The sequence below is a fragment of the Sinorhizobium sp. BG8 genome (genome assembly GCF_016864555.1).
In the GTDB taxonomy this organism is placed as follows: Bacteria; Pseudomonadota; Alphaproteobacteria; order Rhizobiales; family Rhizobiaceae; genus BG8.
Genome location: NZ_CP044011.1, coordinates 1,974,021 through 1,999,997, shown reverse-complemented (window position 1 = coordinate 1,999,997; position 25,977 = coordinate 1,974,021). Strand labels below are relative to the sequence as shown.

At 58.0% G+C, this 25,977-nt stretch carries 29 protein-coding genes and 2 pseudogenes; 8 read left to right on the top strand and 23 right to left on the bottom strand.

Translation table 11 applies throughout. From position 1 onward, the window contains the following. Positions 1-25: 25 nt before the first annotated feature. The 5 genes from F3Y30_RS09350 to F3Y30_RS09330 form a co-directional block, all read right to left on the bottom strand. On the bottom strand, positions 26-637 hold the full coding sequence (locus F3Y30_RS09350; RefSeq protein WP_203426164.1) for a recombinase family protein: 612 nt from the start codon (positions 635-637) through the stop codon (positions 26-28). Positions 638-858: 221 nt separating this feature from the next. Then, positions 859-1,899 (bottom strand): hypothetical protein, encoded by a 1,041-nt coding sequence (locus F3Y30_RS09345; RefSeq protein ID WP_203426163.1) that lies wholly within the window; start codon positions 1,897-1,899, stop codon positions 859-861. Positions 1,900-1,905: 6 nt separating this feature from the next. Beyond that, positions 1,906-2,415, bottom strand: coding sequence for a hypothetical protein (locus tag F3Y30_RS09340; RefSeq protein WP_203426162.1), 510 nt, complete (start codon positions 2,413-2,415; stop codon positions 1,906-1,908). Between the two features lie 79 nt (positions 2,416-2,494). Beyond that, on the bottom strand, positions 2,495-2,974 hold the full coding sequence (locus F3Y30_RS09335) for a hypothetical protein (RefSeq protein ID WP_203426161.1): 480 nt from the start codon (positions 2,972-2,974) through the stop codon (positions 2,495-2,497). Positions 2,975-3,026: 52 nt separating this feature from the next. Continuing rightward, entirely contained in the window at positions 3,027-3,410 is a 384-nt protein-coding gene (locus tag F3Y30_RS09330) for a hypothetical protein (RefSeq protein WP_203426160.1), read from the bottom strand. A 304-nt stretch (positions 3,411-3,714) separates the two neighbouring features. Between F3Y30_RS09330 and F3Y30_RS09325 the strand changes: the two are divergent. Further along, positions 3,715-4,074, top strand: a pseudogene (locus F3Y30_RS09325) (hypothetical protein); the annotation flags it as partial. A gap of 134 nt (positions 4,075-4,208) precedes the next feature. Continuing rightward, positions 4,209-4,670: a hypothetical protein gene (locus F3Y30_RS09320; protein ID WP_203426158.1), complete on the top strand. Its 462-nt coding sequence runs from the start codon at positions 4,209-4,211 to the stop codon at positions 4,668-4,670. A gap of 45 nt (positions 4,671-4,715) precedes the next feature. On the opposite strand, the gene F3Y30_RS09315 is transcribed toward F3Y30_RS09320, so the two are convergent. The 5 genes from F3Y30_RS09315 to F3Y30_RS09290 all read right to left on the bottom strand — a co-directional run bounded on the left by F3Y30_RS09315 (position 4,716) and on the right by F3Y30_RS09290 (position 9,471). Further along, the gene (locus F3Y30_RS09315; RefSeq protein ID WP_203426157.1) at positions 4,716-5,204 is read right to left on the bottom strand and encodes a lysozyme; all 489 of its coding nucleotides are present in this window, start codon (positions 5,202-5,204) and stop codon (positions 4,716-4,718) included. 449 nt (positions 5,205-5,653) lie between these two features. After that, positions 5,654-7,096: a DUF1254 domain-containing protein gene (locus F3Y30_RS09310; protein WP_203426156.1), complete on the bottom strand. Its 1,443-nt coding sequence runs from the start codon at positions 7,094-7,096 to the stop codon at positions 5,654-5,656. Between the two features lie 130 nt (positions 7,097-7,226). After that, positions 7,227-7,700 carry a hypothetical protein gene (locus F3Y30_RS09305; protein ID WP_203426155.1) on the bottom strand — a complete coding sequence of 158 codons (474 nt, stop codon included), beginning with the start codon at positions 7,698-7,700 and terminating at the stop codon, positions 7,227-7,229. Between the two features lie 27 nt (positions 7,701-7,727). Continuing rightward, complete coding sequence (locus tag F3Y30_RS09300; RefSeq protein ID WP_203426154.1) at positions 7,728-8,087, bottom strand: hypothetical protein; 360 nt, start codon at positions 8,085-8,087, stop codon at positions 7,728-7,730. A 340-nt stretch (positions 8,088-8,427) separates the two neighbouring features. Continuing rightward, the gene (locus F3Y30_RS09290) at positions 8,428-9,471 is read right to left on the bottom strand and encodes a hypothetical protein (protein ID WP_203426152.1); all 1,044 of its coding nucleotides are present in this window, start codon (positions 9,469-9,471) and stop codon (positions 8,428-8,430) included. Between the two features lie 427 nt (positions 9,472-9,898). Here F3Y30_RS09290 and F3Y30_RS09285 point away from each other — a divergent pair, with 427 nt between their 5' ends. The 4 genes from F3Y30_RS09285 (at position 9,899) to F3Y30_RS09270 (ending at position 11,324) form a co-directional block, all read left to right on the top strand. After that, positions 9,899-10,144: a ribbon-helix-helix protein, CopG family gene (locus F3Y30_RS09285; protein WP_203426151.1), complete on the top strand. Its 246-nt coding sequence runs from the start codon at positions 9,899-9,901 to the stop codon at positions 10,142-10,144. Beyond that, complete coding sequence (locus tag F3Y30_RS09280; protein ID WP_203426150.1) at positions 10,134-10,478, top strand: type II toxin-antitoxin system PemK/MazF family toxin; 345 nt, start codon at positions 10,134-10,136, stop codon at positions 10,476-10,478. Before F3Y30_RS09285 ends, F3Y30_RS09280 begins: the two co-directional genes overlap by 11 nt. Before the next feature lie 110 nt (positions 10,479-10,588). Further along, positions 10,589-10,987, top strand: a complete 399-nt coding sequence (locus F3Y30_RS09275; RefSeq protein WP_203426149.1) for a hypothetical protein — start codon at positions 10,589-10,591, stop codon at positions 10,985-10,987. Between the two features lie 190 nt (positions 10,988-11,177). Beyond that, entirely contained in the window at positions 11,178-11,324 is a 147-nt protein-coding gene (locus tag F3Y30_RS09270) for a hypothetical protein (RefSeq protein WP_203426148.1), read from the top strand. A 42-nt stretch (positions 11,325-11,366) separates the two neighbouring features. Here F3Y30_RS09270 and F3Y30_RS09265 read toward each other — a convergent pair whose 3' ends face one another. From F3Y30_RS09265 to F3Y30_RS09215, 11 genes are all read right to left on the bottom strand, one after another. Next, complete coding sequence (locus tag F3Y30_RS09265) at positions 11,367-11,855, bottom strand: hypothetical protein (protein ID WP_203426147.1); 489 nt, start codon at positions 11,853-11,855, stop codon at positions 11,367-11,369. Further along, positions 11,818-12,150, bottom strand: coding sequence for a DUF2958 domain-containing protein (locus F3Y30_RS09260; RefSeq protein WP_203426146.1), 333 nt, complete (start codon positions 12,148-12,150; stop codon positions 11,818-11,820). The genes F3Y30_RS09265 and F3Y30_RS09260 overlap by 38 nt, the downstream gene beginning before the upstream one ends. Next, complete coding sequence (locus tag F3Y30_RS09255; protein WP_203426145.1) at positions 12,147-12,296, bottom strand: hypothetical protein; 150 nt, start codon at positions 12,294-12,296, stop codon at positions 12,147-12,149. The genes F3Y30_RS09260 and F3Y30_RS09255 overlap by 4 nt, the downstream gene beginning before the upstream one ends. A gap of 93 nt (positions 12,297-12,389) precedes the next feature. Beyond that, positions 12,390-14,222, bottom strand: coding sequence for a recombinase family protein (locus tag F3Y30_RS09250; protein WP_203426144.1), 1,833 nt, complete (start codon positions 14,220-14,222; stop codon positions 12,390-12,392). Then, positions 14,164-15,498, bottom strand: coding sequence for a phage major capsid protein (locus tag F3Y30_RS09245; protein ID WP_203426143.1), 1,335 nt, complete (start codon positions 15,496-15,498; stop codon positions 14,164-14,166). Before F3Y30_RS09245 ends, F3Y30_RS09250 begins: the two co-directional genes overlap by 59 nt. Positions 15,499-15,515: 17 nt before the next feature. Then, the gene (locus F3Y30_RS09240) at positions 15,516-16,073 is read right to left on the bottom strand and encodes an HK97 family phage prohead protease (protein WP_203426142.1); all 558 of its coding nucleotides are present in this window, start codon (positions 16,071-16,073) and stop codon (positions 15,516-15,518) included. A gap of 136 nt (positions 16,074-16,209) precedes the next feature. Then, entirely contained in the window at positions 16,210-16,518 is a 309-nt protein-coding gene (locus F3Y30_RS09235; RefSeq protein ID WP_203426141.1) for a DUF6107 family protein, read from the bottom strand. Positions 16,519-16,816: 298 nt separating this feature from the next. Then, complete coding sequence (locus F3Y30_RS09230; RefSeq protein ID WP_203426140.1) at positions 16,817-17,980, bottom strand: phage portal protein; 1,164 nt, start codon at positions 17,978-17,980, stop codon at positions 16,817-16,819. A gap of 140 nt (positions 17,981-18,120) precedes the next feature. Further along, a complete protein-coding gene (locus F3Y30_RS09225) occupies positions 18,121-18,738 on the bottom strand; it encodes a hypothetical protein (RefSeq protein WP_203426139.1) in 618 nt (205 codons plus the stop codon). 244 nt (positions 18,739-18,982) lie between these two features. Continuing rightward, positions 18,983-20,218, bottom strand: a complete 1,236-nt coding sequence (locus tag F3Y30_RS09220; protein ID WP_246752965.1) for a terminase family protein — start codon at positions 20,216-20,218, stop codon at positions 18,983-18,985. A 256-nt stretch (positions 20,219-20,474) separates the two neighbouring features. Next, positions 20,475-21,053 carry a hypothetical protein gene (locus tag F3Y30_RS09215; protein WP_203426138.1) on the bottom strand — a complete coding sequence of 193 codons (579 nt, stop codon included), beginning with the start codon at positions 21,051-21,053 and terminating at the stop codon, positions 20,475-20,477. Positions 21,054-21,424: 371 nt separating this feature from the next. On the opposite strand from F3Y30_RS09215, the gene F3Y30_RS09210 reads away from it, so the two are divergent. After that, on the top strand, positions 21,425-21,784 hold the full coding sequence (locus tag F3Y30_RS09210) for an MmcQ/YjbR family DNA-binding protein (protein ID WP_203426546.1): 360 nt from the start codon (positions 21,425-21,427) through the stop codon (positions 21,782-21,784). Between the two features lie 393 nt (positions 21,785-22,177). On the opposite strand, the gene F3Y30_RS09205 is transcribed toward F3Y30_RS09210, so the two are convergent. Continuing rightward, positions 22,178-22,960, bottom strand: a complete 783-nt coding sequence (locus tag F3Y30_RS09205; RefSeq protein WP_203426137.1) for a Spy/CpxP family protein refolding chaperone — start codon at positions 22,958-22,960, stop codon at positions 22,178-22,180. 117 nt (positions 22,961-23,077) lie between these two features. Next, positions 23,078-23,584, bottom strand: a complete 507-nt coding sequence (locus F3Y30_RS09200; RefSeq protein ID WP_246752922.1) for a YcgN family cysteine cluster protein — start codon at positions 23,582-23,584, stop codon at positions 23,078-23,080. Positions 23,585-23,783: 199 nt separating this feature from the next. On the opposite strand from F3Y30_RS09200, the pseudogene F3Y30_RS09195 reads away from it, so the two are divergent. After that, positions 23,784-25,945, top strand: a pseudogene (locus tag F3Y30_RS09195) (PBP1A family penicillin-binding protein). Positions 25,946-25,977 lie beyond the last annotated feature (32 nt).

Below are 25,977 nucleotides of genomic sequence, written 5' to 3'. Positions count from 1 at the left end.
ACCCCATAGGGGGTGGTGTAAGCCCCTACTCTCCAAGGCGTTCCAGAAGTCGCGTAACCTGTGAGATATGCCAGCGTTTGCCTGTGACCGTCTCGTAGCCGCGTTGGTTCAATTCCTTGCAAATGGCCGCTGGCGTCGTAATGCCTGCACCATTGAGACTCTGAATAAACGGGCGAATGCTTTCCGCGTGGGCTTCCGACTTATCCGTTCCGCGTGCGCCACCCAACTTAACGCCACGATCTTTAGCCGCCGCCAGTGCCGCTTTGGTCCGCTCGGATATCATCCTGCGTTCTTTGTGTGCGAGTACCGCATACAGGTGCAATTGGAACTCATCTGCATCCGGCATATCCGCACAACGGATCGGAACACCCTGTTTCATCGTGCGTGCGATGAACTCGACGTCACGAGACAACCGATCCAACTTGGCAATGACCAGTGTGGACTTCGTTTCCCTTGCAAGTTCCAAAGCGTGATGCAATTCCGGCCTGTTATCGATTGCCCCGGACTCCACCTCTATGAACTCTGCAATTGGCCGGTATTGAGCAACCGCTACTCGTTGCGCTTCTAGCCCCAATTGGCTTTGTCCCTGCTTTGCGGTGGACACGCGATAATAAGCAACATAAGTCGTAGGTTGCATTGGTTGTAAGCCCCTCGGTAACAGTCAACGTGCATTGCCCGTTACCTGTTGCCATGCGAATGCAAGGGCAAGAAGTCTTTTCGGTTGCGCTATGAGAGGCATGGTGAAAAATGCTTCGCTCTTCGGATTTCCTGCGATTGTTGGGATGCTTGTGCGTGTCTGGTGTTGTTTATGTGAACCTATGCGAATTCTGCAATTTTTCCGTTGATACGTCGCTGATTTCAATCCGTAAAATTCAACAACTGGCTATTCATGAAATCCTTGCACTTCATGTTGTACTTTATTCCAACAAACCTCGCATATTCAGCATCTGCGACAGGCGAGTAAAGTTGCATAATCTTTTTCTTTAACTTGACCTCAATGACATCCGACAAGCCGAAACCGGTCGCGTAGACATTCGTGCAATGCGCCTTTCTTTCCGGCAATTGGGCGTTGAGAAGTTCCATGTTTTGGTTTGCAAATGCGAATCCCAAGAAAACGATGTTTCTGGCTTCCTTTATCGCGTCCTTCATTCGCGTGATAAGAGTAACATCTTTGACCGTTTCCGACCAAGTAATCAGGTTCTTGGTGATATGATAAAGGTCGGCGTTTTCGAGCGGTGTTCCATAAGAGAACCGGCTTAGGTTGCCAAGTGAACCATACGGATGGATTATGTCCATATCCGACACGATTTTCCTTGCGGTCTTCCGATCCACCTCACGATACGCGCGCATAATGGCGTGTTCCAAATAGTGCTCTATGCAGCGATCATAATTAAAGCATATGATCGCAATATTGTGGCCGATGCTCTCAACGTCGCCGGCTTTCACGCCATCGAATAGCGCGCGGGTGAATGTGGATATCCACGTATCCTGCATACCATCCCAGTTTATGCCGTCTCTTTCTCGTCCCTTTGATGGCACGAGGTTCGATTTCCCTTCGGCTTCCAATATCGCATAGGCAATTTGAATCTTTCCGAGTTCCGCGATTAATGGATCGTCGCTGTATCGGTTTATGTACTCGTCAATTGAGCCTGCTGTTTCGACTCCGCGATTAATATCCGCGAATGTCTTGATGGCCTGATCCAGCACCTCACGCTCGTTCGCGTACTTCTCATAGACGCACTCGAATACCTTCCTAATGCCTTTTGATGGCAACGGTCCGTAGTCAAATTCGAAGTGGCTGTTGTCCCGTATCTTTTCGAGCAGTTTCCAACCAATCGGAAGTCCGAACTCCGCACTTGCTCCAGCGCCTACGACAAAAACGGTATTGTCCTCGTACATGCTGACTCAACCGATCTTATCGCATTTGCCCACGGCTACGTATGGCGTGTCTTGGTTCTCGCTCCAATCATCCATGTAGCCGCCGTCGAAAGACACTTGCATGCGCAAGGTCTTAAAATTCAGCCGGTACTCAGAACCAAAATACCGGCAGGTTACATCGCCCGAAGCGCCGATTGGGATCTTCTCGCCGTACTTGCCTTCGATGATCTGACGGCCAACGCAGTTGCGGGCCTCTTCAGAAGAACCGAATTCACGCACGTTCACGAGGTGAATCAATTGATCGCCCAGATACTGGTTTTGGTGGATATCGCCGGTATTGATGACCTTCACCGTGTAAGCGACATCATCAACATTGAAAATGATCGGCTCCCACTGTTGCAACTGCTTATTCAGGTGCAACCCCGCGCTCGCTGTCATTTTGCAATAGTAAGTGCCCGAATAGTCTGTCGGCGGCATATACTGGGCGGCGCCAGAAGTCGCCAGCAATACCCCAAATATCCCAAAGCATCTGAGCATTGATTCTCCCATCTTGACCCAAGGGAATTGTTATTGGGGAGGAGGTTGCCCGGCAAGGTAGAATTGAGCATGCGCTGCGTCATGGCGTGCCACCCTGCAATTTGAACAGCATGGCCTCTTTGGCATCCTCAAACAGGTAGAAATGCAGGTCCGTGCATGGGAGCGTCCAAGCGAGAACCGTTCCCTTGCAATTGGCGTCGATCCAGTCGATGGCCTCAAAGGTGGCTTGGCGCGGATAAACGAGGAATGTCCCATATGGGGTGAAATGACCGTTCGGGCCTGAGCCCAATGCTAGTGTTGGGCCGGTGGTCGCATTCGCCCGATATTCCGGGTTCTTTCGGGCCACTTGGTATTCCCCGGCTGTATCGTCGCGCACGAATGACCATGTGAAGCCCTTACCCTCAAAGGGTGCCAGGTATTCCGGCTCGATCACTTGGCCGATAGTCTCAAATAGTTCCGTCTCGTTGTCCGCGAGGATCGTATGGTTGTTGACGTGGCAGTTGTAAACGTTTCCTGCTCGATACAGTGGGACTTGATCCTTGATGATGACGTTGCTCATTTTGTGCTCCTTGATTTCTTCTCAGGGGTATTTATGCATCCATCGCTCTGGCTTAGTTCTCAGGTTCCTCGTCCTGCTTAATCAGGTCAAAGACATCCTTTGCGTATGCCTCCTTTGGCAGTTTTGGATTTGCTGCCCACCTTTGCGCTAGTTTCAGCACGCCTTCGGCCATATACATGCCGATCAATCCGATACCGAAAGCCAATCCCGGTGTTGCTGCAATACCCGCGTAGAGGACGATTAGTGGGGTCAAATAGGTTGCGCAAAGTGCTCCCACGACTACGTTACTAAGGAGTTCCCACGTGAGTTTTTTGTTCTGCACTATGGCACGAACGAATGCACCGGCTAGTCCCGCAATGAAGTGAGTCGGATCAATACCGATGCTTGCGAAGAACGCAGATAGTGCTTTGAAGAACGCGACGATTGTTTCAACCATGATGGGTTTCTGCCTATGTTTGTGAACCCATCACAATGAGAGTCCTGCCATCCGTATTTAATCGGGAACCGCAAAAGTCGGTCTTTATCCGCGCTTATGGCCCAAGTCCTAACTCACGAAAAACGTGAGGCGTTTTGCGCTTGACGCCGATAAAATACCACTTAAGGTGAGCATTAGATCGTTCTTCTGGCTGAGACGTCCAAGGACGACAAGCAATACCAAGCCGCTGATTTCTACTCGTAATTGCATGCCAAGATGAGGTTGGGTGCCCTACCATGGGATGCATCCCAGTGGAGGTGGTAGCATGAGTACCGTAAGCGCATTGCAGTTGGGCTTTCCCGAGGAACAGCCACCGGAACCTGATGTTCGCGCTCAACTCGAGCGCATTCTAAACAGCCGCGACTTCAATACTCCCTCCCGCAGTCGCCAGTTCCTGAAATACATCATAGAAGAGACACTCCAAGGGCGCGCGGACCGCATCAAAGCATTCTCAATTGCCCTTGAAGTTTTCGGACGTGATGGGAGTTTTGATGCTCAGAACGATCCAGTCGTTCGCATCGAAGCGGGTCGCTTGCGTAGAGAACTGGAACGCTACTACCTGCTTTCCGGGAGCCGCGATCCGATACTAATTGGTATCCCTCGGGGCGGCTACGTACCGCAGTTTACATGGACTTCTCATAACCGGGAGCCCGAACTGGAAGCCGACGACACGTTACCGTCTGATGGCACGGTGCCACCTGCCAGTTCGAAACTAAGGCAGGTGGTCGCATGGGTCGGGGTTTCACGTGCGCCGCAATCTTGTTGCTCGATGTGTCCGGGCGTTTGATCCAGAACAGCGAAGCGCCAACACTTTCAGCGGCGCCAACTGTCACCGTGATGCCCTTCGAAGACCTCACCGGACAATCGCATGCCGCAAGACTGGCCAAAAGCGTCACGTACGAAGTCATCCTGCAGTTGGCAAAACAGCACGGAATGAACGTCATCGTTCCCGATGTGAGCGATGATGAAGAAACGCAAGCCTCATCCGGCCCCGGTGACCAAGGCTATTTGCTCCAAGGCAGTGTACGCATAGGGGGCAACAGTATGCGTTTGCTCGTGCGGTTGGTTACGCGGGAGACTAGGGCAATCGTGTGGAGCGATAGTTATGATGCGAGCATCGACGCTTCCAAGCCAATCGATCTGGAAACCCAACTGGCGCAAAAAGTCGCTTCCGCCATTGTTCAGTTTGGTGGAATCTCTCGAAAAGAAGCGCGGCTGTGACGGCGGTCATACCACCTTGCCAGCCCGAGCAAGACCAATAGTCCCTCACGGCTTCTTCCAGAGTTTCATCTCCGCCGCACGGCGATTGACCAGCCCCTGTAGGCGTTTGCCACCAGCATTCACCCACTGCATCCAACTACGCTCGATACCCGGAACAATGACATTCCCGTTCGCGTCGGTTTTGTCCGTAATCGGAGCCTTGGCGTTGATGCGCTTGAGCAGTGTGGACTTGACTAGGTTGCCTTCTCCCAGGTTGAACGTCCATGAGACGAGCGCAGCAAACTGATTATCCGTCAGCGGGACAGTGACCAGTCGACTAACGGCCTTCTCAAATCGAACGAGGTCCGCGCGTAACAGGATTTCCGCTTGTGGTGCTGTGATTTTCTTGCGGCCGACATCCCCGGGTGTGAGGCCGTGTGTGCTGCCGTAGCCGATTGTCGGTATGCCAGCGGGGCAGAGGTAAGCGGTGGTGCGAAGCCCCTCAAACTGCTTGACGAGATCGAGGCCGGATTTGTTGATAGTGCGTGTCGTCATCCGTTATTTACCGGATGCGACGTTGACTCCCTTGGGATTATGTTCCCATTTTGTTCTCATTCCGCGAATGGGGCGAGAGATGAAACATCGGCGCAGCATCGACCTCGAACCTCCGTTCCGACCGGCCCGTTATTACCTGCATAACCCCGAGCAGTTTCACACGCTCCGGGGGCTGAATCAGTGGGAAGTCCTCGGCGCTAAGTGTGGTGCTTGCGGCCATCTCGGATGGTTCGACAAGGATGCGATCCTCCGACGTTACGGCGATATGTACTTAATGAACCTACGTCACCGGCTGCGCTGCGAATGCGGCAATAGCGACGGAAACATCGTGCTCATCGGTCATTTGTCGCGATAGAAAAAAAGATCGCAGGTGCACATGAACGAACGCCGGTAAAGAGAAACCCGGCTTTTGAGGCCGGGTTTCCAAGCGCAATGGGCTGTGTGGACGCTTAGTCGATCTTCGTAGCAGCGGGCAGGACCCACGATCCGTCAAGGATCGAAGGATTACCCTCTTTCGGCCAGTACAAGCGCATCATCAAAATGAACTTGTCTTTCGGCGCAGGAAGCCAGTTGGATTCCTTCTCCGCCCCCGGCGACTCGTGCTGGATATAGATGGTTGTAGAACCGTCCGCGTTTGCCTTGAGATCCTGACGTGGACTGATGGAGTAGCGATTCAGTGGGTTATCTACGAAGAAAAATCCGGCGTCATACATGGTAATCGACCAGAAGCCGTTTACCGGGGGCAAATGGCCTTTCGGAAAATTGATGACGTATTTTTCCGAACCGTTGTAGTCTCGGGCAAACAAGCCCCCGCCCGATTTTCTGCTTGTCGGGTAGACGGCATCCTGAGGTCGGTTGGCTCCGAGGCCGATTGCCGTGATTAAGGCTCGCTGGACATAATCGGTGCCATACAGGCCAGTCTTCGTCGTATACGCCCAGCCATTGATGTCATTGATGTCTCCGCCACTGTCCTTGAAGTGCAACATGATGCGCGCATAGGCGATCTGCGGAAGCCGCTTATGGAGAATGACGTCCAATTTGCTCGCATCGAAATCCTTACCGGGGACAATTCCGATGGTCGCCAGTTTTTCCAGTATGGGCGCATCGGACGCAGCGGGCGGGTTGGTCTTGAGCAATTCGCAGAACTGCGTGAAGTACGCGACTGTATCCAGCGCATTGACCTGCTCGCGCACAGCCGTCTTCATATCGATCTCGGGATCAACTTTACCCGAAGGCGGTGTGTAGTCTTTTCCGTAGGCGCTCAGCGGAACGAGTTTGACCTCATCCTGAATTTTATGGACGGCGGCATAGTCCTCGGGAGTGCCGGTGCAATAGATGCGACCTAGCAGCCAAACCATGCTGGTCGGTGATTTGTACTCGGTAACTCCGTCAGGCAGCGTTCCCGACCAACCCGGTCCCGTTATCGCGTAAGTCTGTGCGCCAGTTCCGGTGGTTCGTTTTCCCGGCACTTCAAAGACGTTGGTCCAACCGTCGAGCATTGGAAACAGTGCGTATCGATCTCCCATGTCCGGGATGCTCAAGACATACGGCTCCTGCCCCACATCGAAAAACGCATACGTGTACAGGGTGTCCGCATTTGGGGCGGTCACATCCCGAAAAGAGGCGTTCGGGTATTCGCGCAATCGACCGATCTGACCCATCGGCGCTTTTGTACCACGCGGCTCAGCGACGTTGGTGAGGACACGTCGAGTATATTCCATAGTGACCAGCGGATACGCGTAAACGTAGGCCTCCAAAGCGGTCCAAAAATCAGATCTTCCCAAAAGTTCGTCGCTTATAGACGCTTCCTGAGCGAATACCGGCGCCGTGGTCAATGTTGCTGCGAGACCCGCAATTGAAGACGCCGTGAACGCGCGACGTGAAATCTGCATTTCGATCCTCCACCTTGGTTGCACCATGCGGCTGAAGCCTATCGGAAGGTACGTGCATAATCGAGTCACAAAACTCAGCGTAGTAGACAATTGATGAGCGGCTTGAACGGCGCGCGGGTAACAAAAACCATTAAAGTGTGGTGCCGGTGTCGATGTCATAGAACTCCACAAGTCCACAACCGGACAAGCGACGACCAACGGACAGTGCTTGAATGAGGTTCGGCAGGTGCTTCAACTGGCCTTCCGAGAAATCGAAGCGACCAACAACCTTGTCATCGTAGAGTTCAACGACGAACTCTTCCCATGTCTGGGTTTTGCCAGTGCCACGCTTTGCAGTAGACGCGCTGAGCATAATGCTGGCATCCGCCTGGAATACCTTGTGGATGGTGGTCAACTCACGCAGCAGCAGATCCAGCCAGTTGCGGTCGCGCTTCGTGAATTCCATGAATGCGCTTGTGCTGTTGCGCTTTACCTTACGCTTGTAGCCGATGCGTACCAACGGTTTTGCTAATAGATCGGCAAGTGGATCGAGACTGCGCACGCTTTGTGCTGCTTTTGCCTGCTCGAATAGGTTCTCAAAAATGCTTTCGTTTGCGATGTCCATTTGCATTACTCCATGATAGTCTTTTTATTATTTGAACCAACCGCGCTTTGCGGCCAACGCCCTTCCTTGTTTTTCTGACTCCCATGTCATACGAAAGATTTTCTCGTCCAAAGCCGTTTTGGCCTCTGTCATACGACGCTCTTCCGAGAGAGAATCAACACGCTCCCGCAGGCTGATCACCTCGCGAAACAGCATCCTTTCTCCGTCCGCGAATGATTTACCCGACGCCCCATGTGGGGCTATTGCCTGATAACCGGCATTCAAATCTTCCATCGAAACACGGTCACTTTCCGTCTCTGTCGCGATATCTTTTAGAGTATTGATCGCCTTAGTCAGCGCATTCTCTGCGTCTTTAATGGCCTTGATTAGTTCTGCATTGTTGCTCATTTAATGAGCTCTCCTTTTCTTGTATGTATTCTATTTATGCCTGAGGCTCAGACCCGCGTACCCTGTTGGCAAAATATCGGCGCAATCCCGCTGATATCTTTTTACCGTCTTCTGGGTTACGCCGCTTTCCGGTCTTACCCGCGCTAATCGCTGCTTTGGCTTCCTCTGTTCGGGGAACACCGCGCTTGGATGCTGCGATCTTTTCGCGAACCTCTGGCGGCTTCGTTGTGCCGAGTAGTCCGTGTGGTTTCTTTGGCTTGTCCATGTGACCTCCTTGTTCTGGTATTTACTCAGGACAAAGAAAAACCCGGCACGTTGGCCGGGTTCGTGTGGCACCAAATCAAGCCCTGCGGTTCTTTGCGGCCATAGCCTGCATGAACGACACCCCACCGGCCTTCGATGGGCTGTCTTCCTTCTCAATCAGATCGGGGTCTTTAAACTGGCCGACGGCCATCAGACTCGGGCATTTCGACTTGCCCTTTGGCGGCAGGTTCAGATCGATCGCTTCTTCAAAGCCGTCGATGAAGACGTAGGCGGTCGGGAAATCAGCGCCGCACTCATGGAAAAGAATGACCGCTGTGTGCTCGACCGTGTGATTGTTTTCATCGCGCAGTTTGCCCGCATGCGGAGCGATGTTGAATTGGACTTCACCGCTACGACCGGCTTCACGCACCGTTTCCAGAGCAGCGAGAACATGCTGATACCAAGGATCGGCACGCTGCTCGTCCGTCATGGTTGCGGCAAAGTCGCGGAGGCGATTGTTGAAACTGCAACCGAACTTCGTGTAGTTGGCGGCTCCCGGCAACTTCACATGCACATTGGCTTTCAGGCGTGTGGACTTCTTTTTGCCCTTCATCGAGTTTTCGCCGTTGTCGAAGAAGTCTACGCGGACTGCCGCAATGCGGGTCGGCTCGGGCTCGTCATCGGTGGCCGTGTCGTAGTCGTAGTCCGGCATGTCCTCGTCGTCGTCATCCGCGAAGCCATTATTTTCTGTTTCTTCATTGGGAAGGAACTCGTTGTTCGCGAAGTCGTCGGCTGTGGCCGCGACTGCGTTGTTCCCGTTGTTCTGCGTAGCAGATCCGAAGGAAAATACGTTCTTGTTGGAATCGCCATTTGCTGGAATAGCCGAGGGCGATTCCATTAATGCCTTAGGCGCGATTCCATTATTAACATTATTCTCTACATTATTAACATTAATAATGGATTCGCCCTTGGACTCAAAATAAGAAGTACCCATGTCGATCTGCGAAGAAGCGACCCATTCGGCAATTGGTGATTTTACTGAGTTGTTATTGGCCTGAGCACGTTCGATGGCGTGCTGCTTGACCTTAGCCAGAATGGCCGACACGTCGGATGAATTGTATTTTCCAGACACATTATTCATTTTTATATCCCTTTGCTGAAAATGAAAAACCCTGCATCTGTCTGGAAACATGCAGGGCTAATCACTTTGTCAACTAGGGAGATAAGTGCTTCCATCTGCGAGTAGTCCGTGTAAGACCTCGTTTTCCAGACAGAAGCATTACAAATGTATTTATCAATATACTGGATGAGGTGCTTCAAATGCGATATTTTTATTGCTGCATCGCGGCCAAAAAACACGCAGCAAGCACCAGCAATAGTTCGCACGGAAACACGTCATAGAGCGCCGCCCGCTGCGTTCGTGCCCAACCGCACAGCATAACGCGCAACATCGTCCTGGCGCTCTATGAGCCTCTATGAAGCGTTTCCGCTGACATGCGTTTTCCTGATTTCCGGCCTTGCGGCTGCCTGTCGGCGGCGTAATATGTTTTGTATTACAGGAGGCAACGATGGCAACGCTAATGAATTTCCGGGTCGATGACGACCTACGGGAACGCTTCACGGAAGCAGCAGAGACAAAGCACCAAACGCCAAGCGAGGCGATGCGCGATGCCCTGCTGCTGTACATCAAGCGTGTCCGCAATGAGCAACTACGTGAGGCATCCGAGCGCATAAGGACACTTGGTAAGGAAGACGAAGAAGACGCCATGCGCTGGATCGAGGCTCATAGCGTGGTGCTATCCGATGATGATTGAACGCGGTGCGATCTACGCAATGGTTGAGAATGGCACCTATACAAGCAAGCCCCGCCCTGTCGTCGTGATGCAGAACCCCAATGTCCGACTGGATAGCGTTATCATTGCCCCGCTAACGTCCAACGACGCGCACGGCGAGCCGATCCGTATTGCAGTTGAACCGTCGCCGGATAACGGGCTGACGAAGCGTTCCTATGTGATGTGCGACAAGGTAACAGCGATCCGCGCAAGCAGCCTCAATGATGAGCCAATCGGCAGGCTTCCCACTGCAACGATCAAGCAGATACAGGAAACGATCTACGAGTTGATCGATGAGGGAGTGCCGCTCGATTAAATAGGGATGGGCGAACAAATCCCCGCCCACACTGCTCAGCCCGGAGGACAATTCGGTTCTCCGGGTTTTCTTTATCGCCCTACGGGATCGCACGGCTGCATACTGCGAATATGGAAAAAGACATCACCGACAAAATCCGCAAGAAGTTTTTGGAGTTCCGAAACTACCGCCATAAGCGGCTTGGCGAGCCGTGGGAACTCACTCTGTCCGAATGGGTCGAGTTCTTCACACAAAGCGATGAACGCGCCCTGACCATCATGAGGTCCAGAGGCGTCGGTCGCCTGTATCGCCGCAATGAACGGTTGCCATGGCAACTCGATAACTTGGCAATCGCTGACAAAGCAGTACGCAAGGAAGGTCGTTGCTATTTGGATATCCAACGTGAAGCAGATGCAACACTCAGCGAGGCTTTCGACCGTTTCGCTATTGAGGAACCCAGCGACAGCACACGGACACTAACACCCAAGCAGTGGCTTGCAGAACTAAGGGAATTGGGCGTCGGCAACTAAATACGATGTGAGAGCAATCCTTCCTCCAAACTAGCCGCTCTCACTCGCATCCCATTGGGCCTTACTCCACCCAATGGTTGATTCAGGAAGCCCACCGGTTGCTCATTCCGGTGGGCTTTTCCGTAAGCAGAGGGAGGTTGCCCTTTGAAATCAAAGGCACTAGCGGGGTAGTTTTGCAACGGAGGCAAGCATGGAAATTTGGGGCTATGTAATCGGTGTAGCACTTCTTCTTCTGGCACTTCGTGCTTGGTTCGTATTGGGTGAGATCAGCGATTACATCACAGCAGCAAGCATCGAACTGACTCAGAAACGCATTGATCGCAACGCACGTCTATAAGAGAAAAGCCCCGAAACCCCCTTCACTCCGGGGCTTTCCATGTCAATCGTATTTTGCGGACGGAATGTATTCTAGCGGCCCGATGTGAGACAGTTCTTCCTGGTACCGCGCAATTCTCATTCCTTTGATAGCGCAATCATATTTGAACGCGATGTCGTTCCATTGGTCATCGGTCCACTTATCGCGCAGGGTTTGATGCTCTTCGCTCCATGGACCTCTACATTCGTCTCGTAGCGCGGTTTCCAGAAGCCGGATAATCACGTTGCGGACTGCTTGAACTCGTTTCTCCGGCGACATTGCCAGAATGTCGTCTGGATTGTAGTAAAGGCTTACGCCGTCAGAGGTGACGCCAGAGACGTCGTCTCTGATCATATACATCGAAGTTGCAATGGCTCCGAGGTGCGGCTCAGCAAACGCCAAACTGCCAACTGCATGGTGCAGCACTCCTGCTTTTCGATCCGAACGCCAACGATCAATTACCTTCCCAAACAAATTAGACCTCCACAATCCGTCGCGCTGCTCGTGCAGCACGCGCATATTCTGACATTGGTGCTTTTCCCTTCCAATGCACATCTCTCTCGATCACCGTTCCAATCTGCGTGCGGATGCTTGTCATTTCGGAAAAACTTGCATAGCCAAGTTCAGGCTCACCCTGTCCCAGATCGCAAAGGCCGAACAGCGTATCACCATCTGGCTCAATCTCAGTGAAGACCCAGACGCAGTTCGTACCGGGTAGGAAGAACTTAACTACCGGCACATGATCAGCGTCACGATTGCAATTGTTTTGAGCAAGCCGTTCAAGAATGTTTTCGGGAAGCAGGTTCATGCTGCCACCTCAACGCTTGCCATTCCAGCAACGCTAACAGCGGCAAAGCGTTCGATCATTTTGCGTTCTGCACGCCATTCGGCGACATCCGCGAATACCTGATCGAACTGTTTGCCATCGATCTTACCCCAAACCCGAAACTGCATTGGCATAACTCCTATAAGTTGTGTTTACAACTCAGAGTTATTGCCATTAAAACCAAAGGGCGAGCACAGAATTTCTACGTTTTCCTCTCGTTTTCAGTCTACTAAACGAATTTTCCGATGACTGTGCAGAAGGTCGTTTATGGGCTTTGTGCCTGTTGCGAGTGGTATGCAACCAATGCGGCTATCCGAGGCGAATATGGCTTCCATGTCGGGCGTTGCATCGGGGCCAACGGTATCCACGTAACGGCCGAGAGGTACTTCCTCTAGCAGTCTCGTCATGTCTACGACGACCGGCTTGACCTGCAAATCGTGCAGTGCCTTGCCCTTCGCGTGCTTTACATTGGGGAAGCGATAAACGCGCCGATTGCCCATCAGAATTACATCGAAGATGCCGTTCTCGCTGTCGAAGTTGACTTGCTGGACAACTCCCTTGATGGCTGCGCTGGTCCGAACACGAAGCGCGTAACGTGTGGACATGTCTTCAGTCTTCTCCCATTCTTCGCGCATGGCTTTGATTGCGCTCGCTGGATCGAGGCTGGCTTGCTTTGCCATTTCGATATCTCGATTTTGCGTGAGTTCTTCCAATCGAGCCTCAGCCTGCTTGCGTTCTTTGGTTCTGGATTTCAGTGCTGCGAGCAGCCCAGGAATTTCGCCCTCGTCCTCTGTCTCGACCAATGTCAGCAGACGCTGTTCCCTCGTGCGCAGACTTTCGAGTTTCAACGATACGTCGGCAATAGCCTCATTGAAAACCTGCAACTCCGCGCCTGCTTTCGCCAAGCGGATTTCTTCGCTATCGCCAAATTCGGCAACATGATCGAGGATAAACCGCTCTACGAGATCGTATCGGAATCGCATCTTACCCTGCGTGCAAACTGGTACGCTCCGCGTGTCTCCGTCAATCTGGATATCTTGCTGAATGCGTCTATGCGCTGCCGAGCATACGAGATACTGCCATTGCTTATCGCTCCGACTGTTGTTGAGCATGAACATGCGACTGTTGCAGTGCTGGCAATTTGCGAGGTCGCCAAGCAAGTTGCTGAAAGCGGTTCCGGCACGACCACCACGACGATTTCGATGTGGCTTTTTCTGTGCCCGTAGCCAAAGATCGTTTGTGACGACTGCTGGATAATAATCTGCAATCGGATCACCACGAGCGACGCGAACACCGTCAACTTCCTCGTAAGGCTGGTACTCGCCTATTGCGGATCGGCTAGTGATGATCCCTGCGATGCTCGTGTAAAACCAACCGCGCTTGCTCGGTTTCAATGTAGGTTCGCCGCGCTCATTCAAATCGCGTGCGATGCGATCAAAGCCAACACCGTCTGCGCTGCGCTCGAAAATCGATTGAACCAACGGTGCTCGATCATTCAACGAATATTCGAACTGGCCGCGCTCTACCTTTGTGGCGGTGATCCAATGCGGCGGTGTTTGGTTCGTTTTGATGCCCTGACGACTGAGTGCACGCTTGTTCTCGAATGCCTCGCGGATGACTTGGCTTTTGCGCTCGCTTTCCCGGTTCGCACGCAACATCGTGGTGAGCGTGGAAATCAACTGGTTTGAATTACTGTTAAGGCTCTGCCACGTATAGGTCTCTTCATCGCCCCACTCGCCACGAGCGACAACGGTAATCCCGATTTTCAAGATTTCCTTGAACAAGTCGAGTGCTTCAAGTGGGGTAGTACGTGAGAGACGGTCGAGGTTTTCGATGAGCAGATAACTGCCGGACGGAATCTTTCCCTCGCGGACAAGTTCAATGAAAGCGCCGAGGCGACCTTTGCTGCGGTTCAAGCCCTTCCAAGCGGAAACGCCGATGTCTGCGAATTTCGTTGTATCTTGAAGATCGAGGCTGTGACGTTGCGCGAAGCCTTCAGACCAATCCATCTGGCGGCGCAAACTGTCGCCTTTGATCTGCTTTTCCGTACTCATGCGGATGTACGAGTACGCTAGTCTGCGGGTAGTGCTCTTCATGGTCTGCGCGTCCCAAAACTGCTGCAAAAAGGATGCGCAAAAGTAGTGTAAAAACAATCAACACGTAGGGTTTCGCCGAATAGGGATCGCGCAGCACCCGGACGCCCGTTCTGTCGACCACCAGATAGCCGGCGCGGAAGTCGCCAAAGGCGATCGAGAAGCTGCCGGCCGTGATATCCGGCATGTCCTCCGCCTCGCTCACCGGAAATCCGGCCAGCGATGCCGCCTGTCCGGGGGCTGCCGGCGGGCGCCAGAGATAGTTGCCGTCCGCATCCTTGAACTTGCGGATCTCCGCCTGCGTCTTGCGATTCATCACGAAGGTCGCGTTCTGCCGGTGCCCCGCCTTCAGCGCGTAGATCGTGTCGATCAGCGTGTCGGAGGGGCCGCTTGCCTTGAAGGCGCCGGCATTGCCGGTGGCGATGTAGCCGATGTTGCCCCAGCTCCAGCTCGCCTCCGCCACGTTGGTGTAGCTGAGGAAACCCTTCGGCTTGTTGATGCCATCGCCGGAAACGAAGGCCGTCCCCTCCTGCTCGGAGAAGACCACGTCGACCTCGGAGGCGATCCAGCTCTCGATCTCAACCGCGGCATCGTCGAGAAGGGCCGCGGTTGCCGCCGGCATGGCATAGAGTTCCATCGTCGGGAAGGTGAGCTCCGCGAGCTGGGGCGCATTGGTCTGGGGGCGCGCAGCGGTTTCAGCGACCCAGCCCGACGCCATGCCGGTGGTCGCGAACGGCTTCTTCAGCACCGAGCTCGACACCTGCCGGACGGTTGCCAGCGCGCGGATCGGCGATGCCGCCGAAAGCCTGCGGCCGATTTCCGTGTCGGTCTGGTCCGGAACCAGATAGCCGCCGTCGCTCGCCGACCCGACGGACATCGCCTTCGCCTCCAGCTCGCGCAGCCCCGTTTCGTCGCCGCGGCGGATATAGCTTTCGAACGCCGCCTTGTGCTCGGCCGTTTCGATGCTTTCGGGCTGGCCGCGACCGAGTGCCGGGCGCGCCTTTTTCAGCGCCAGCTGGTCGAGAACGCGCTTCTGCTCGTCCATCGCCCGGCTGATGCGGTCCATCTTCTCGCGGGTGACGACGTCCGCCGTCAGTTTCTGCTCGATCTCGCCGAGCCTGCGGTCGTTGGTGTCCTTGAAAGCCTCGAAGGCCTCCATGAACTCGTCGAAGGCAGCCGTCATCGTCTCCGGCGCCGCCTTGATCTCGGGCGCCACAGCCGTCTGTTCCAGGGTCATCGTGTCATCCTTGCAGGTTAGAGCTTCATCATCCGGGCCGCCCGCCGCATGGTGCGGACCAGCTCCGTCTCCTTGTCGCGGAACCACCGCGCGTTCTTGACGTTCGAGATCCGTGCCGATGGCAGCATCGGAAAGGTCACGATCGAGATTTCCCAGAGATCCGCCTCGAGGATCCGCCGCACTCCGCTTCCACGGTCAGTCCTTGCCTTCACGGTCTGGAAACCGATCGAGAGACCATCGAGCGCACCTGATTTCATCAGTTGATGCACCTCGCGCGCCCGCGCCACGCCGGGCGAAAGCATGCCCTCGACGTAAAGGCCGCGGCCATCCTCGCGAATGGTGCGCCAGCGTCCGAGCGGTTCGGACGGGTCGTGCTGGAAGAGCATCCGCACCCCGCCCGCACCGCGTTTGGCCAGCGACTTGGCGAATGCGCCCGGCTCGATCGCGTCCTTGCCCAGATCGATCTCGCCGAACACGCTGGCATAGCCGGAAAAGACGCCGTCCCCGGAAATCCCTGAAAGCGTCAGGTTGGCATATTTCTTCATCCGCCAAACCGGCAAGTCGTCGGTTGTCATCCTGTGTCTCCGATGGTGATGGGAACGCGCCTTTGTCTCGGTGGCTGCCGGGCAGCGACCGTCAGGCAGCGCGTTATTTCCTGCAGCGGCCGCGTCGCGCATCGCGCTCCGGTCGCCTGTTGGCGGCCGCGGCGGCCTACTTCCTCACTCTTTCCGCAAGCCGTACCAGAACCCCCATGCCCCACCAGGCGCAGAGGCTCGCCGCCGCCGAGCCGGTCAGCAGGATCTCGCTGCCGGAAAGGTGTCCGGCGATGCCCGCGCGGGTGACGATCCACATGCCCGTCGGCGCTCCGAAGATCATTCCGCAGGCAAGCCCGGTGAAGAAGCGCGACGCTGCCTCGCGCCGGCTCTTCGGCAGCAGGTAGACCAGCGATATCGCCGAACCGGCGGAGGCGCCGAACAGGCGCGTGGCCCACATACCGCTCTCGTTTCCGAAGTCAGCCATTCGTTAAGCCTTTCAGATTATTCTGATATTCATCCGGGCGGCGCATGCACCCGCCATCCGGCCGGCGACGCTCTGTGCGGAACGCAATTTCCCGAATCTAATGAATCGCTTGCGACAGTCCGTTCGAAGATCCGGGCAGCGAATTCGCGCATCGAATCCGCGCTCGCAGGAACTGATTCATTCCGCGCCCGCAACCGATTGAATTCATTTATGAGTTTCCGGATTTCTGCCCTCTCCGCGCCGGTCCCCGTGCGGGGAACGGAAACGAATGATTGCACGGCCCGTTTCCGGCGCCTTTTCAGTATCCAACGGCCTGCCGCTTCTCCTCGTCCGTCAGGAAGCTCGCGCCCCCGACGCGCGCCCACAATTCCGATCGCTCGACGGAAAGACCCGCCACCGCATCGAGGTCCGGCACAAGGCGAAGCGCCCTGTCTCCCGGACGGGCGAGCCAGCCGGACAGCGCCGAAGCGCTGCGGGAGATGAGCGGCAGGACGGTAAGCCGCCAGAAGGCGCGGTTCGCCTCCTGATAGTTGGCGTAGGTCGCATCGCCCGGAATTCCGATCAGCATCGGCGGCACGCCGAAGGCGAGCGCGATGTCGCGCGCCGCGCCGTTCTTGGCCTCCATGAAATCCATCTCGCGAGGGCTGAGGCCCATCGCCTTCCAGTCGAGCCCGCCCTCCAGCAACATCGGCCGCCCGGCCCGCGCCGGTCCGGAATAGCCGTCCTCGAGTTCCGCCTTCAGCCGGTCGTACTGGTCGGGCGTCAGGTTTCCGCCATCCTTCGGCTGATAGACGAGCGCGCCGGAAGGCCGGGCGGAATTGTCGAGCAGCGCCTTGTTCCAGCTGGCTGCAGCGTTCGAAAGGTCGAGCGCCACGGAGGCCGCCTCCAGCGGAGCAAATCCCATGTGATCATCGAGGGGATGGAAGAGCCTCACATGCAGGATCGCCTGATCGTCCCCGGCTGCGTGCCGGCGCACATGCGCTCCCGCACGGTATTCGTATGCTTCCGGCCAGCCGTCGCGCCCCTCGACGATGCGCACCCGATCGGGCCTCAGGAGATGCAGCTCCCGCAGTTCGGCGCCGATGCGCACCGCCTCAACAAACCCGTTTCCGGATAGCAGAAGGTGCCCGTAGAGCGCCTCGAAGAATTCGTTTCCGGCCATCCGCCCGTTCGGCCGCGCAAGCAGTTCGGCAAGTGGATGATCGGGCCGTTCCTCGTCGCCTTCATAGATCAGCCAGGGCACGGATGCGGCCGCCTCCGCGATCATCCGTACTGCCCGGTGAGCGACCGGATTGCGCATGAAGCCTTCCCGCGCGAGCGATGAATAGGTCCGGCTCGACCAGTGGGCCCGCCCGTCCGCGCCAAACGCGAGGAGAGCGGTCGTTTTCGTCTCGACGCCGGCCCGGCGCGCGGCGGCCTTTGCCCCGGCGCGCCGCCAGGGCATGAGGAATGCGTATCTCATCGTGTCGATTTCCCTCGGGTTCCGGTGTCCGGCGCCTGCGGTTGCGGGCATGTGTCTGATGGTCATCCCGGGCCCACGCCGGCCAACCATCACATCGTCAGAAGGATACGATGGTTCAGGTAGGGGCGCGGCTGTCCGCCCTATGTCGTGTAGCTGATCGCGGCGTAATAGGCCTTGCCGTAGCTCCCCACCAGCGCCGCCTTGTCCAGCCCGTTGATGATCTTGCGGGCATTCACCCAGTCGCCCTTTCCGGGCGCGAAGAAGTCGGCGAGCTTCTTGCCCGTGAAGGACCCCTTGGTCATGCCTATGAACATGATGTCCACGGCCACCTTCAGGTCCATCGCAAGTGCCGGATCGCTCACGAGGTCGATCCCCGTCTCGTTCGTCATCTTCTGGTAGTTGGCCTCATGAGTGAGCTGCACGAGACCGCGGCCGAGCCAGGTCCTGCCTTGCGCGTCCTTGTTCCAGTAGGGTCTCGATACCCAAGGCAGCCGTCCCGCGTTGAAAGCCCGGTCCAGGATCGCGATCGCCTTGTCGTCCGTGGGGGCGAAGGTCTCGCGCACCGGCTGCATGGTGCGTCCGGTTTCATAATGGGTCGTCGCCAGCATGTAGGCGAGCCACCGATCATCGTTGCCGGGCATGGTCGCTTCCCACTTGTCGATGATCGCTGTCAGGCCGCGCACCTGCGGCTGCGTGAGCGCGCCGTCGAAGAGATGAAGGCGCACATAGTCGAAGAAGAATTTCCTGTTTATTCCCATGACACTGTCTCTCTAACGACCCAGCCCGCGAATACGGATCTTGCCCTCGCGCAGCCCTCGCCACGCTGGGTATGCTTTGGGCGGCTTCAATCGCCCTCTCACATGTCTGCCAATTTCGGTGTCGCAACGCCCGCGGCGTGCCTCTTGGGAACGCATATTAGTAAATCACAAAATACGTATCCGTGCAGCTAGAATTATAGGGATTCGACATTGCTATCCAAGGTTGCACAGCGAGAAGCCGCGCTCATACGCCCCTCACCCTCGGTTCGCCGCGGCGGTCGATGATCAGGGCCGTCAGTGCCCAGACCAGCGCGTCGAGCCGGTCGGGCGAGCGGCCCGACGACAGCCCGTCCGGCCCGAAATCGCACATCTGATCCTCGAGTTCCGCGAAACTCCCGGCATGCACTACACGTCCCTGCTCGTAGAGTGCGGCCACGGGTTCGGCACGCAGGTACTTGCCGCGCGTCGCCCGGACGGTGGCGATCGGCAAGGTCTCGTCGATGCTTCTCAGCATCGCCGCGACCATGTCTCCGCCCTGGTTGATTTCGGCGATTACGCGGTCGGCATCGAAACGACGATAGGCGCGCACCACCGCGCTCGCCCAGCCTGCCGGGCTTGCGCCGCCGACCGAACAATCCGCGAGCACCACCGCGCGTCCCGACGCGTCGAGCCCCGCCACCACGATGCCGCAGCACGAGTGCGCCGAGGCCGCAGCCGGCGGATCCACGGCCACGACGATCCGCGACAGAGGTCCGCAATTGCGCACGCGAAGCGCATCGATCCGGTCGCGCTGCCACAGCGCGTCCTCGCGGTCGGTGATCAGTTCGCCGTCCAGTTCCTGCCGTCCGAGCCGCGTTCCGCCGTAGCGGTCCCGCATCTGCCCCAGAAATCCAGCCGAAAGGTTGGCGGCATTGTCCGCCGTGCGCACATGCCGTACCGCCGTTCTTCCGTCGGCGACGAGCGCGCGCAGGAGCGGCACCGGCCTGGGTGTCGTCGTCACCAACACCTTCGGCTCGTCGCCGAGCCGCAGCCCGAATTGCAGCATGTCCCAGCTTTCCTGCATGTGCTTCCACTTGCCGAGCTCGTCGCACCAGGCGAAATGGAACTGCGGTCCGCGCAGGCTCTCCGGATCCTCGGAGGAAAAAATCTGCGCGACGGAGCCGTTCGGCCAGACGAGCCGGCGCCGGGAAGCTTCGAAGTCCGGGCGCTGCGACCGAGCGATGCGGCAGATGCCGGAGACTCCGTCGATCATTACCTCTCGTGCATCTCCCAGCGTCTCGCCGACGAGCGCAATTCTCAGGTCCGGCGTCGCGGCCGCGATGGCGTGCACCCATTCGGCACCCGCCCGCGTCTTGCCCGATCCGCGGCCGCCCATCAGCAGCCAGACCCGCCAGTCACCCGCCGGCGCCTGCTGTTCCATGCGCCCGCAGTAGCGCCAGTCCCCGACCAGCCTGCGCACGGATGCCGGGTGCGCCATCATACCGGCGACGCTGAGCATCCGTTCACTCGGCGAGGTCACACCGGCCTGGAGGCGCTCCGGAGGAGCCGGCGCGCCTGAAGGCCCGGTTTGCAGGCCATCCGCAATGCGACGTGCTTCGAGCTGATCCGCCAGCCTGTCCGCCTCGATCAGCCCGCGCGTTGCAGTGTGCTTGTCGGCGATTGCTGTCATCCCGTGGCCGAGGTCCCGCTGGGCCGCGCCCAGCTTGCGAACGGACTTTTTCTTCACCCGCCTGCTGTTACGGGCCGTTCTCTCCGTCTTCACAAGCGGAAGACGCGGCCCCGCCTGGGCCGCCGCCATCATCCCGTTCTTCTGCGACGCGGGCCCTGACCAGTTCTGCTGCGCGGATATCGACCAGCTTGTTGAACTTCGCAACGAGTGCTTCATCGTCGTCCGCTCCGCTGGCGCTCTCGGCTGCCTGCCTGCGCTCGTGGTCTATGGATCGGTAGATGCTGTCGATCTTTTCGAGCGTCCGCACGATCAGCGACACGGCCTCGATCGCCGCCTTGGCGTCGGCCTGGGCGAGCTTTCGCGAGGCCTCGTCCGGCAGCGTTTCCGCCTCGGTCTCCGCCCGCACCTTCTGGCTCTGAAACCGCTGGAAGCGCTCCCTGAGTTCCTTGGTCATGACAGACAGCATGTCCTGCATCTCGCCGAGCAGATCCTCGCTCGGCTCCCCCTTCAGATCGAGCAGGATCTCTGCCGTCGCCAAAGCATGGGTTTCTTCGGCGAGGCGGCGCTCCGCGACCCGGCCGTCATATTCGCATGGGCCTGCTGCAAAGCCGAAAAGCCCCATGTCCACCAGATCCGTCCCAACCATTCCCAGCCCCTCGCCCACGGCAAAAAGCGCCTCGTCCAGCCGGACGGGCGCTCGCGAACCTTCAAATCTCTCAAAACCAGTCAGCGGGCGGACATTGCCGCACCGGCCATGACACTCGATCCTGCCGATATGCCTCCTCAGGATACGTAATAAACGCCCCGAATGTGGCGACCTCTGTACGATTTCAGCCGGGCGACTTCTCTTCGCCCCGCCGGGAACCGAACCAGTCCACGCTTTCGCCGGGGGAGATCTATCCGCCCGCACCTTTCCGACTGTGCCATAACCCTATCAAACCACCGTCACGCAGTCAAGGATTTTTTTCCTATCCTTGGTAATCTTTTTTACAGGAATGCGCCGTGCTAAGATTTTCCATGACCTCGGAGGAAATTGCACGAATGGCGCTGGCACTCCCGGGCGCCCTTGAGGATTCTCACTTCGGAAAGCGCGACTTTCGGGTGGGAAGCCGGATTTTTCTGACCCTTCCCGAACCCGGCCGCGCAGTCTGCAAGCTCAAGCCCGACCAGCAGGCCATGCTCCTCGAGACGGAACCGGGACTGTGTGCGGCGGTGCCCGGTGGATGGGGAGCCAAGGGCTGGACGTCGCTCTACTTCGACAGTGCCGAGCACGATACGATCAGCGGAATCGTCGAGACCGCATGGCGCAACGTCGCACCGAAGCGGCTTCGGGCAGCCTCCGGGACCGATAGCGACCATCCCGGGCTACACGCCTGACATCATGACCGAGATGGGGAAGCTCCTGAAAGCCATGCGCCGGGCGGCAATGTTTTTGGGGGGCCGCCCGGCACATGTACGTCCTGCCGCGGGGTGGAGGAGCCAGCAGGGCTGATCCCTCCTCGGGGTACGGGCAGGAACGTCGTCGCCACCCCTTGCGGGGGAAGGCAACTCCGTTATCGACACCCGGCTCGAAATCCGAACCGAGACGCCGAAATTCACTCAAATGCAGTATGACTGTCCCCTTCGTTCTGTTTGCGAGCGAAGGGCAATGCCTTTGGTCATGCCGCCCGGTACCGGAATCCGGTCCGGTTCCGGGCGTAGAAACTGCGGGATGGAGCGCGCCGCGCCGATGCCTTGCAGGCGGCGCGCCTCGATCTTCTGCCGTCCGGCTTACGGCTTGCCCGGGCCAGGGCCGCGGAAGTGGTGCGGCGGCAGCAGGAGCTTTTCGAGCTTGGCCTTCTGCTCGGGCTCGAGGACGGCCTGGAGCTGCGTCAGCGCGGCCTTCAGCTTCTCTGCCTTTTCGGCACGGCTCTCTGCACGTGCCACCAGCCTGTCGAGCAGCTCGAAGGCGTTCATGTCACGGAAGCCGCGGCGGTCGCCGTCACGGCCCGGACGATCGCCGGGGCGCTGTGCATCGTCGGCTGTCGCCTGGTCGGCACCGCCGGCAGGAGGCTGCTGGCCCGCATCCGGGGCGGCATCGGGTGCTGCATCCGCCGCATCATCAGGTGCGTCCGCAGGCGGCATGTCAGGCCGCGAGGGCTGCATGAAGTCGATCAGCGCCGCGCTGAAGGTGCGCCATGCATCGAGCTGGGACGACTTGATACCGGCGGCCTGTTCGGCAGCGGCAAGCTTTATGGCGATCATCTCCGCCATGGGAGGTCCGCGGCGCGGGCCGTGGCGTGGGCCCATGTCACGGGCCATGTCGTGCCACATCAGCGGGCGCATGTCGCGATCGCCGTCGCGGTCCCGGTCGCGCATGTGGAAGCGCGGCGGCATGTCGCGTCCGTCGGCGCGGTCGGCGTCCGGCTGAATCCGGTCTTCCATCGCGCCCGGCGGCTGGTCACGGTCCTGGGCAATTGCGGGAATGGTGACCGCAGCCGTCAGCGGCAGGATGATTGCCAGCGCCAGTCCGGCGCGAAAACGTCTCTGGGTGTCCTTGACGAGGTTTGTCATCTTTTCATCGTCTCCTTTTGTTGTCCCTTGGAAACGAAATTAGGCGCAAGGCGTGTCCGGCTTATGTCGCGGTAATGTCGAAGTGTTTCCCGAAAGCGGAATTTCGGTGGCAGGCGTTCAGCGCTGCGCCTGCCCTCCCACTTCCAGCGGCCATGTCACGAGGTAGTCCTCGTAGTCCTCGATATCGATGCCTTCCTCGCTGACAGTTCGCCCGCGCGCCGAAATGCCCGCCTGGTGCACGGTTTCGGGATCGCCGGAGACGAGCGGGTGCCACCAGTAGAGATCAAACCCGTCGCGGACGAGCCGATAGCCGCAGGTCGGCGGCAGCCAGCTGATTTCGTTGACCGATTGCGCGGTCAGACGGATACAGTCCGGCACGGTCGCCTGGCGGTTCTCATAGTCCTTGCAGCGACAGCTTTCCCCGTCGAGAAGCTGGCAGCCGATCGACGTCCAGGCGATCTCGCCGGTGTCCCAGTCCTCGAGCTTGTTGAGACAACAGAGCCCGCAGCCGTCGCACAGGCTCTCCCATTCCGTGTCCGTCATCCCGCCAAGCGTTTTCGTCTTCCAGAAGGGAAGATCCTCCCGCTGCTCATCCTGCTGCACCATTGTCTGTCCATGTCTCATGCGTCTAATGCCTTTGGCGAACCCGTGGACGCATGCCCCGGAAAGGTCAAGGCCCTCGGGCCGGCGGTCCGCCCACTGTGACCTGCCGGATCATCCGTTCTCGCGGGTCTCACCTTGTTTTTTCCGTAAGGAAAGCCTGCTATCGTCCTTGATACAGGTGTAAACCGTACAAAGTTTGACCGGGAACAGGACGAGTCGCGTGCAAGATCCCTCCAGCCCCGAAAATCGACCGCGCCGCAAGCGGCATATCCTGCTGCGCATCGATTCCTGGATCGATTCGACGCTGTGGAACCTCGGATTCCGCGCGGCCGAGTGGTGGGAGGAAATTACCATATTCTTCCGCCGCTTTCGCACGAAAGGCTGGAAGAAGGCGCTGTTCGAAGTCGTCGGCGAGTCGATGAACCTCGGAACGGCGGGCTTCGTCCTGCTCCTGGCGTTGGCTCTGCCCGCCTTCGAGGAGACCGAGGGAAACTGGCGCGCGCAGAGCGACTTTGCCGTGACCTTCCTCGATCGCTACGGCAGCGAAATCGGCCATCGCGGTATCATCCATGAAGATTCCGTGCCCGTCGACGAGCTGCCGGACCACCTGATCAAGGCCGTGCTCGCCACCGAGGACCGCCGCTTCTTCGATCACTTCGGCATCGATTTCCTCGGCCTCGCCCGCGCTATGAGCGAGAACGCGAGGGCCGGCGGCGTCGTCCAGGGTGGTTCGACGCTGACGCAGCAGCTCGCCAAGAACCTGTTCCTTAACAACGAGCGCACCATAGAACGCAAGATCAAGGAGGCCTTCCTGGCGCTGTGGCTGGAAGCCAACCTCTCCAAAAAGGAAATCCTGCGCCTCTACCTCGACCGCGCCTACATGGGCGGTGGCACCTTTGGTGCGGCCGCGGCCGCGCAGTTCTATTTCGGCAAGGACATCACCGACGTGAACCTCGCCGAATCCGCCATGCTGGCGGGCCTCTTCAAGGCGCCCGCGCGCTATGCGCCGCACGTCAACCTGCCCGCCGCCCGCGCCCGCGCCAACGAGGTACTGACCAACCTCGTCCAGGGTGGGCTGATGACCGAGGGACAGGTCATCGCCGCTCGGCGCAATCCGGCGAGCATTATCGACCGAAACGAAAAGACGGCGCCGGACTTCTTCCTCGACTGGGCCTTCGAAGAGACCCAGCGCATCGCAAAGCCCTTCGCCCAGCATTCGCTGATCGTGCGGACCACCATCGACATGGGGCTGCAGGCAGCCGCCGAGGAATCGGTTGAGTCCGGCCTCAGGCAGTACGGAGAAAGCTACAAGGTCAAGCAGGGCGCGATCGTGATGATCGAGAACGGCGGCGCCGTCAGGGCCATGGTCGGCGGCCGCGACTACGGCGAAAGCCAGTTCAACCGCGCCACCAAGGCGCTTCGCCAGCCGGGCTCCTCCTTCAAGGTCTATACTTATGCGGCCGCCATGGAGAAGGGAAAGACGCCGGACACGGTGATCGTCGACGCTCCGATCACGTGGCGCGGCTGGTCGCCTCAGAACTACGGTCGAAGCTATTCCGGCCGGGTGACGCTCCTGACCGCCATCGCCAAATCGATCAACACCATTCCGGTCCGTCTTGCGAAGGATCTCCTCGGCACGGACCTCATTGCCCAGACCGCCCGGAAAATGGGAGTAGAAACTCCCTTGCGCACCGACAAGACCATGCCGCTCGGAACCTCCGAAGTCACTGTGCTCGACCAGGCCACGGCCTACGCCGTCTTTCCTGCAGGGGATTGCAGTCCCGCCGCCACGGCATCACGCAGATCCTCAACTACGACGGCGACATTCTCTACGATTTCCAGCGCGACGAGAAACCGGCGGAACGCGTGCTCACAGAACCCGCGGCCGCGTCGATGAACCAGATGCTGACGCAGATCCCGATCATCGGCACCGCGCGCCGTGCGGCTCTCGACCACGGCATCGTCACAGGCGGCAAGACCGGTACCACCCAGGCCTACCGGGATGCCTGGTTCTGCGGCTTCACCGGCAACTATACGGCCGCCGTCTGGTTTGGAAACGACGACTACACCTCCACCAACAACATGACCGGCGGCTCCCTGCCCGCGATGACATTCAAGCGGCTGATGGACTATGCCCACCAGGGCATCGAGCTTCGCCCCATTCCCGGCATTGAGAACCCCATGCCGGGCGCCGAGCCCAAGAAGGAGGAGACGCCTGCGGCGACCGCCGCCGCGGAGGAAACCGCGCTTCCACCCCTGGTCCGGCCCCGTTCGCTGTCTGCGGACGTGACCAGGCTGCTTCGCGATATCGCGCGCCAGTTCAACACCGCCAAGCCTATCGAGGCCGACGGCCGGGTTGCCGCGCTTGACGCCGCGCAGTGAAAGCGGAAACAGTGACGCCAAGCTCTCCTGAT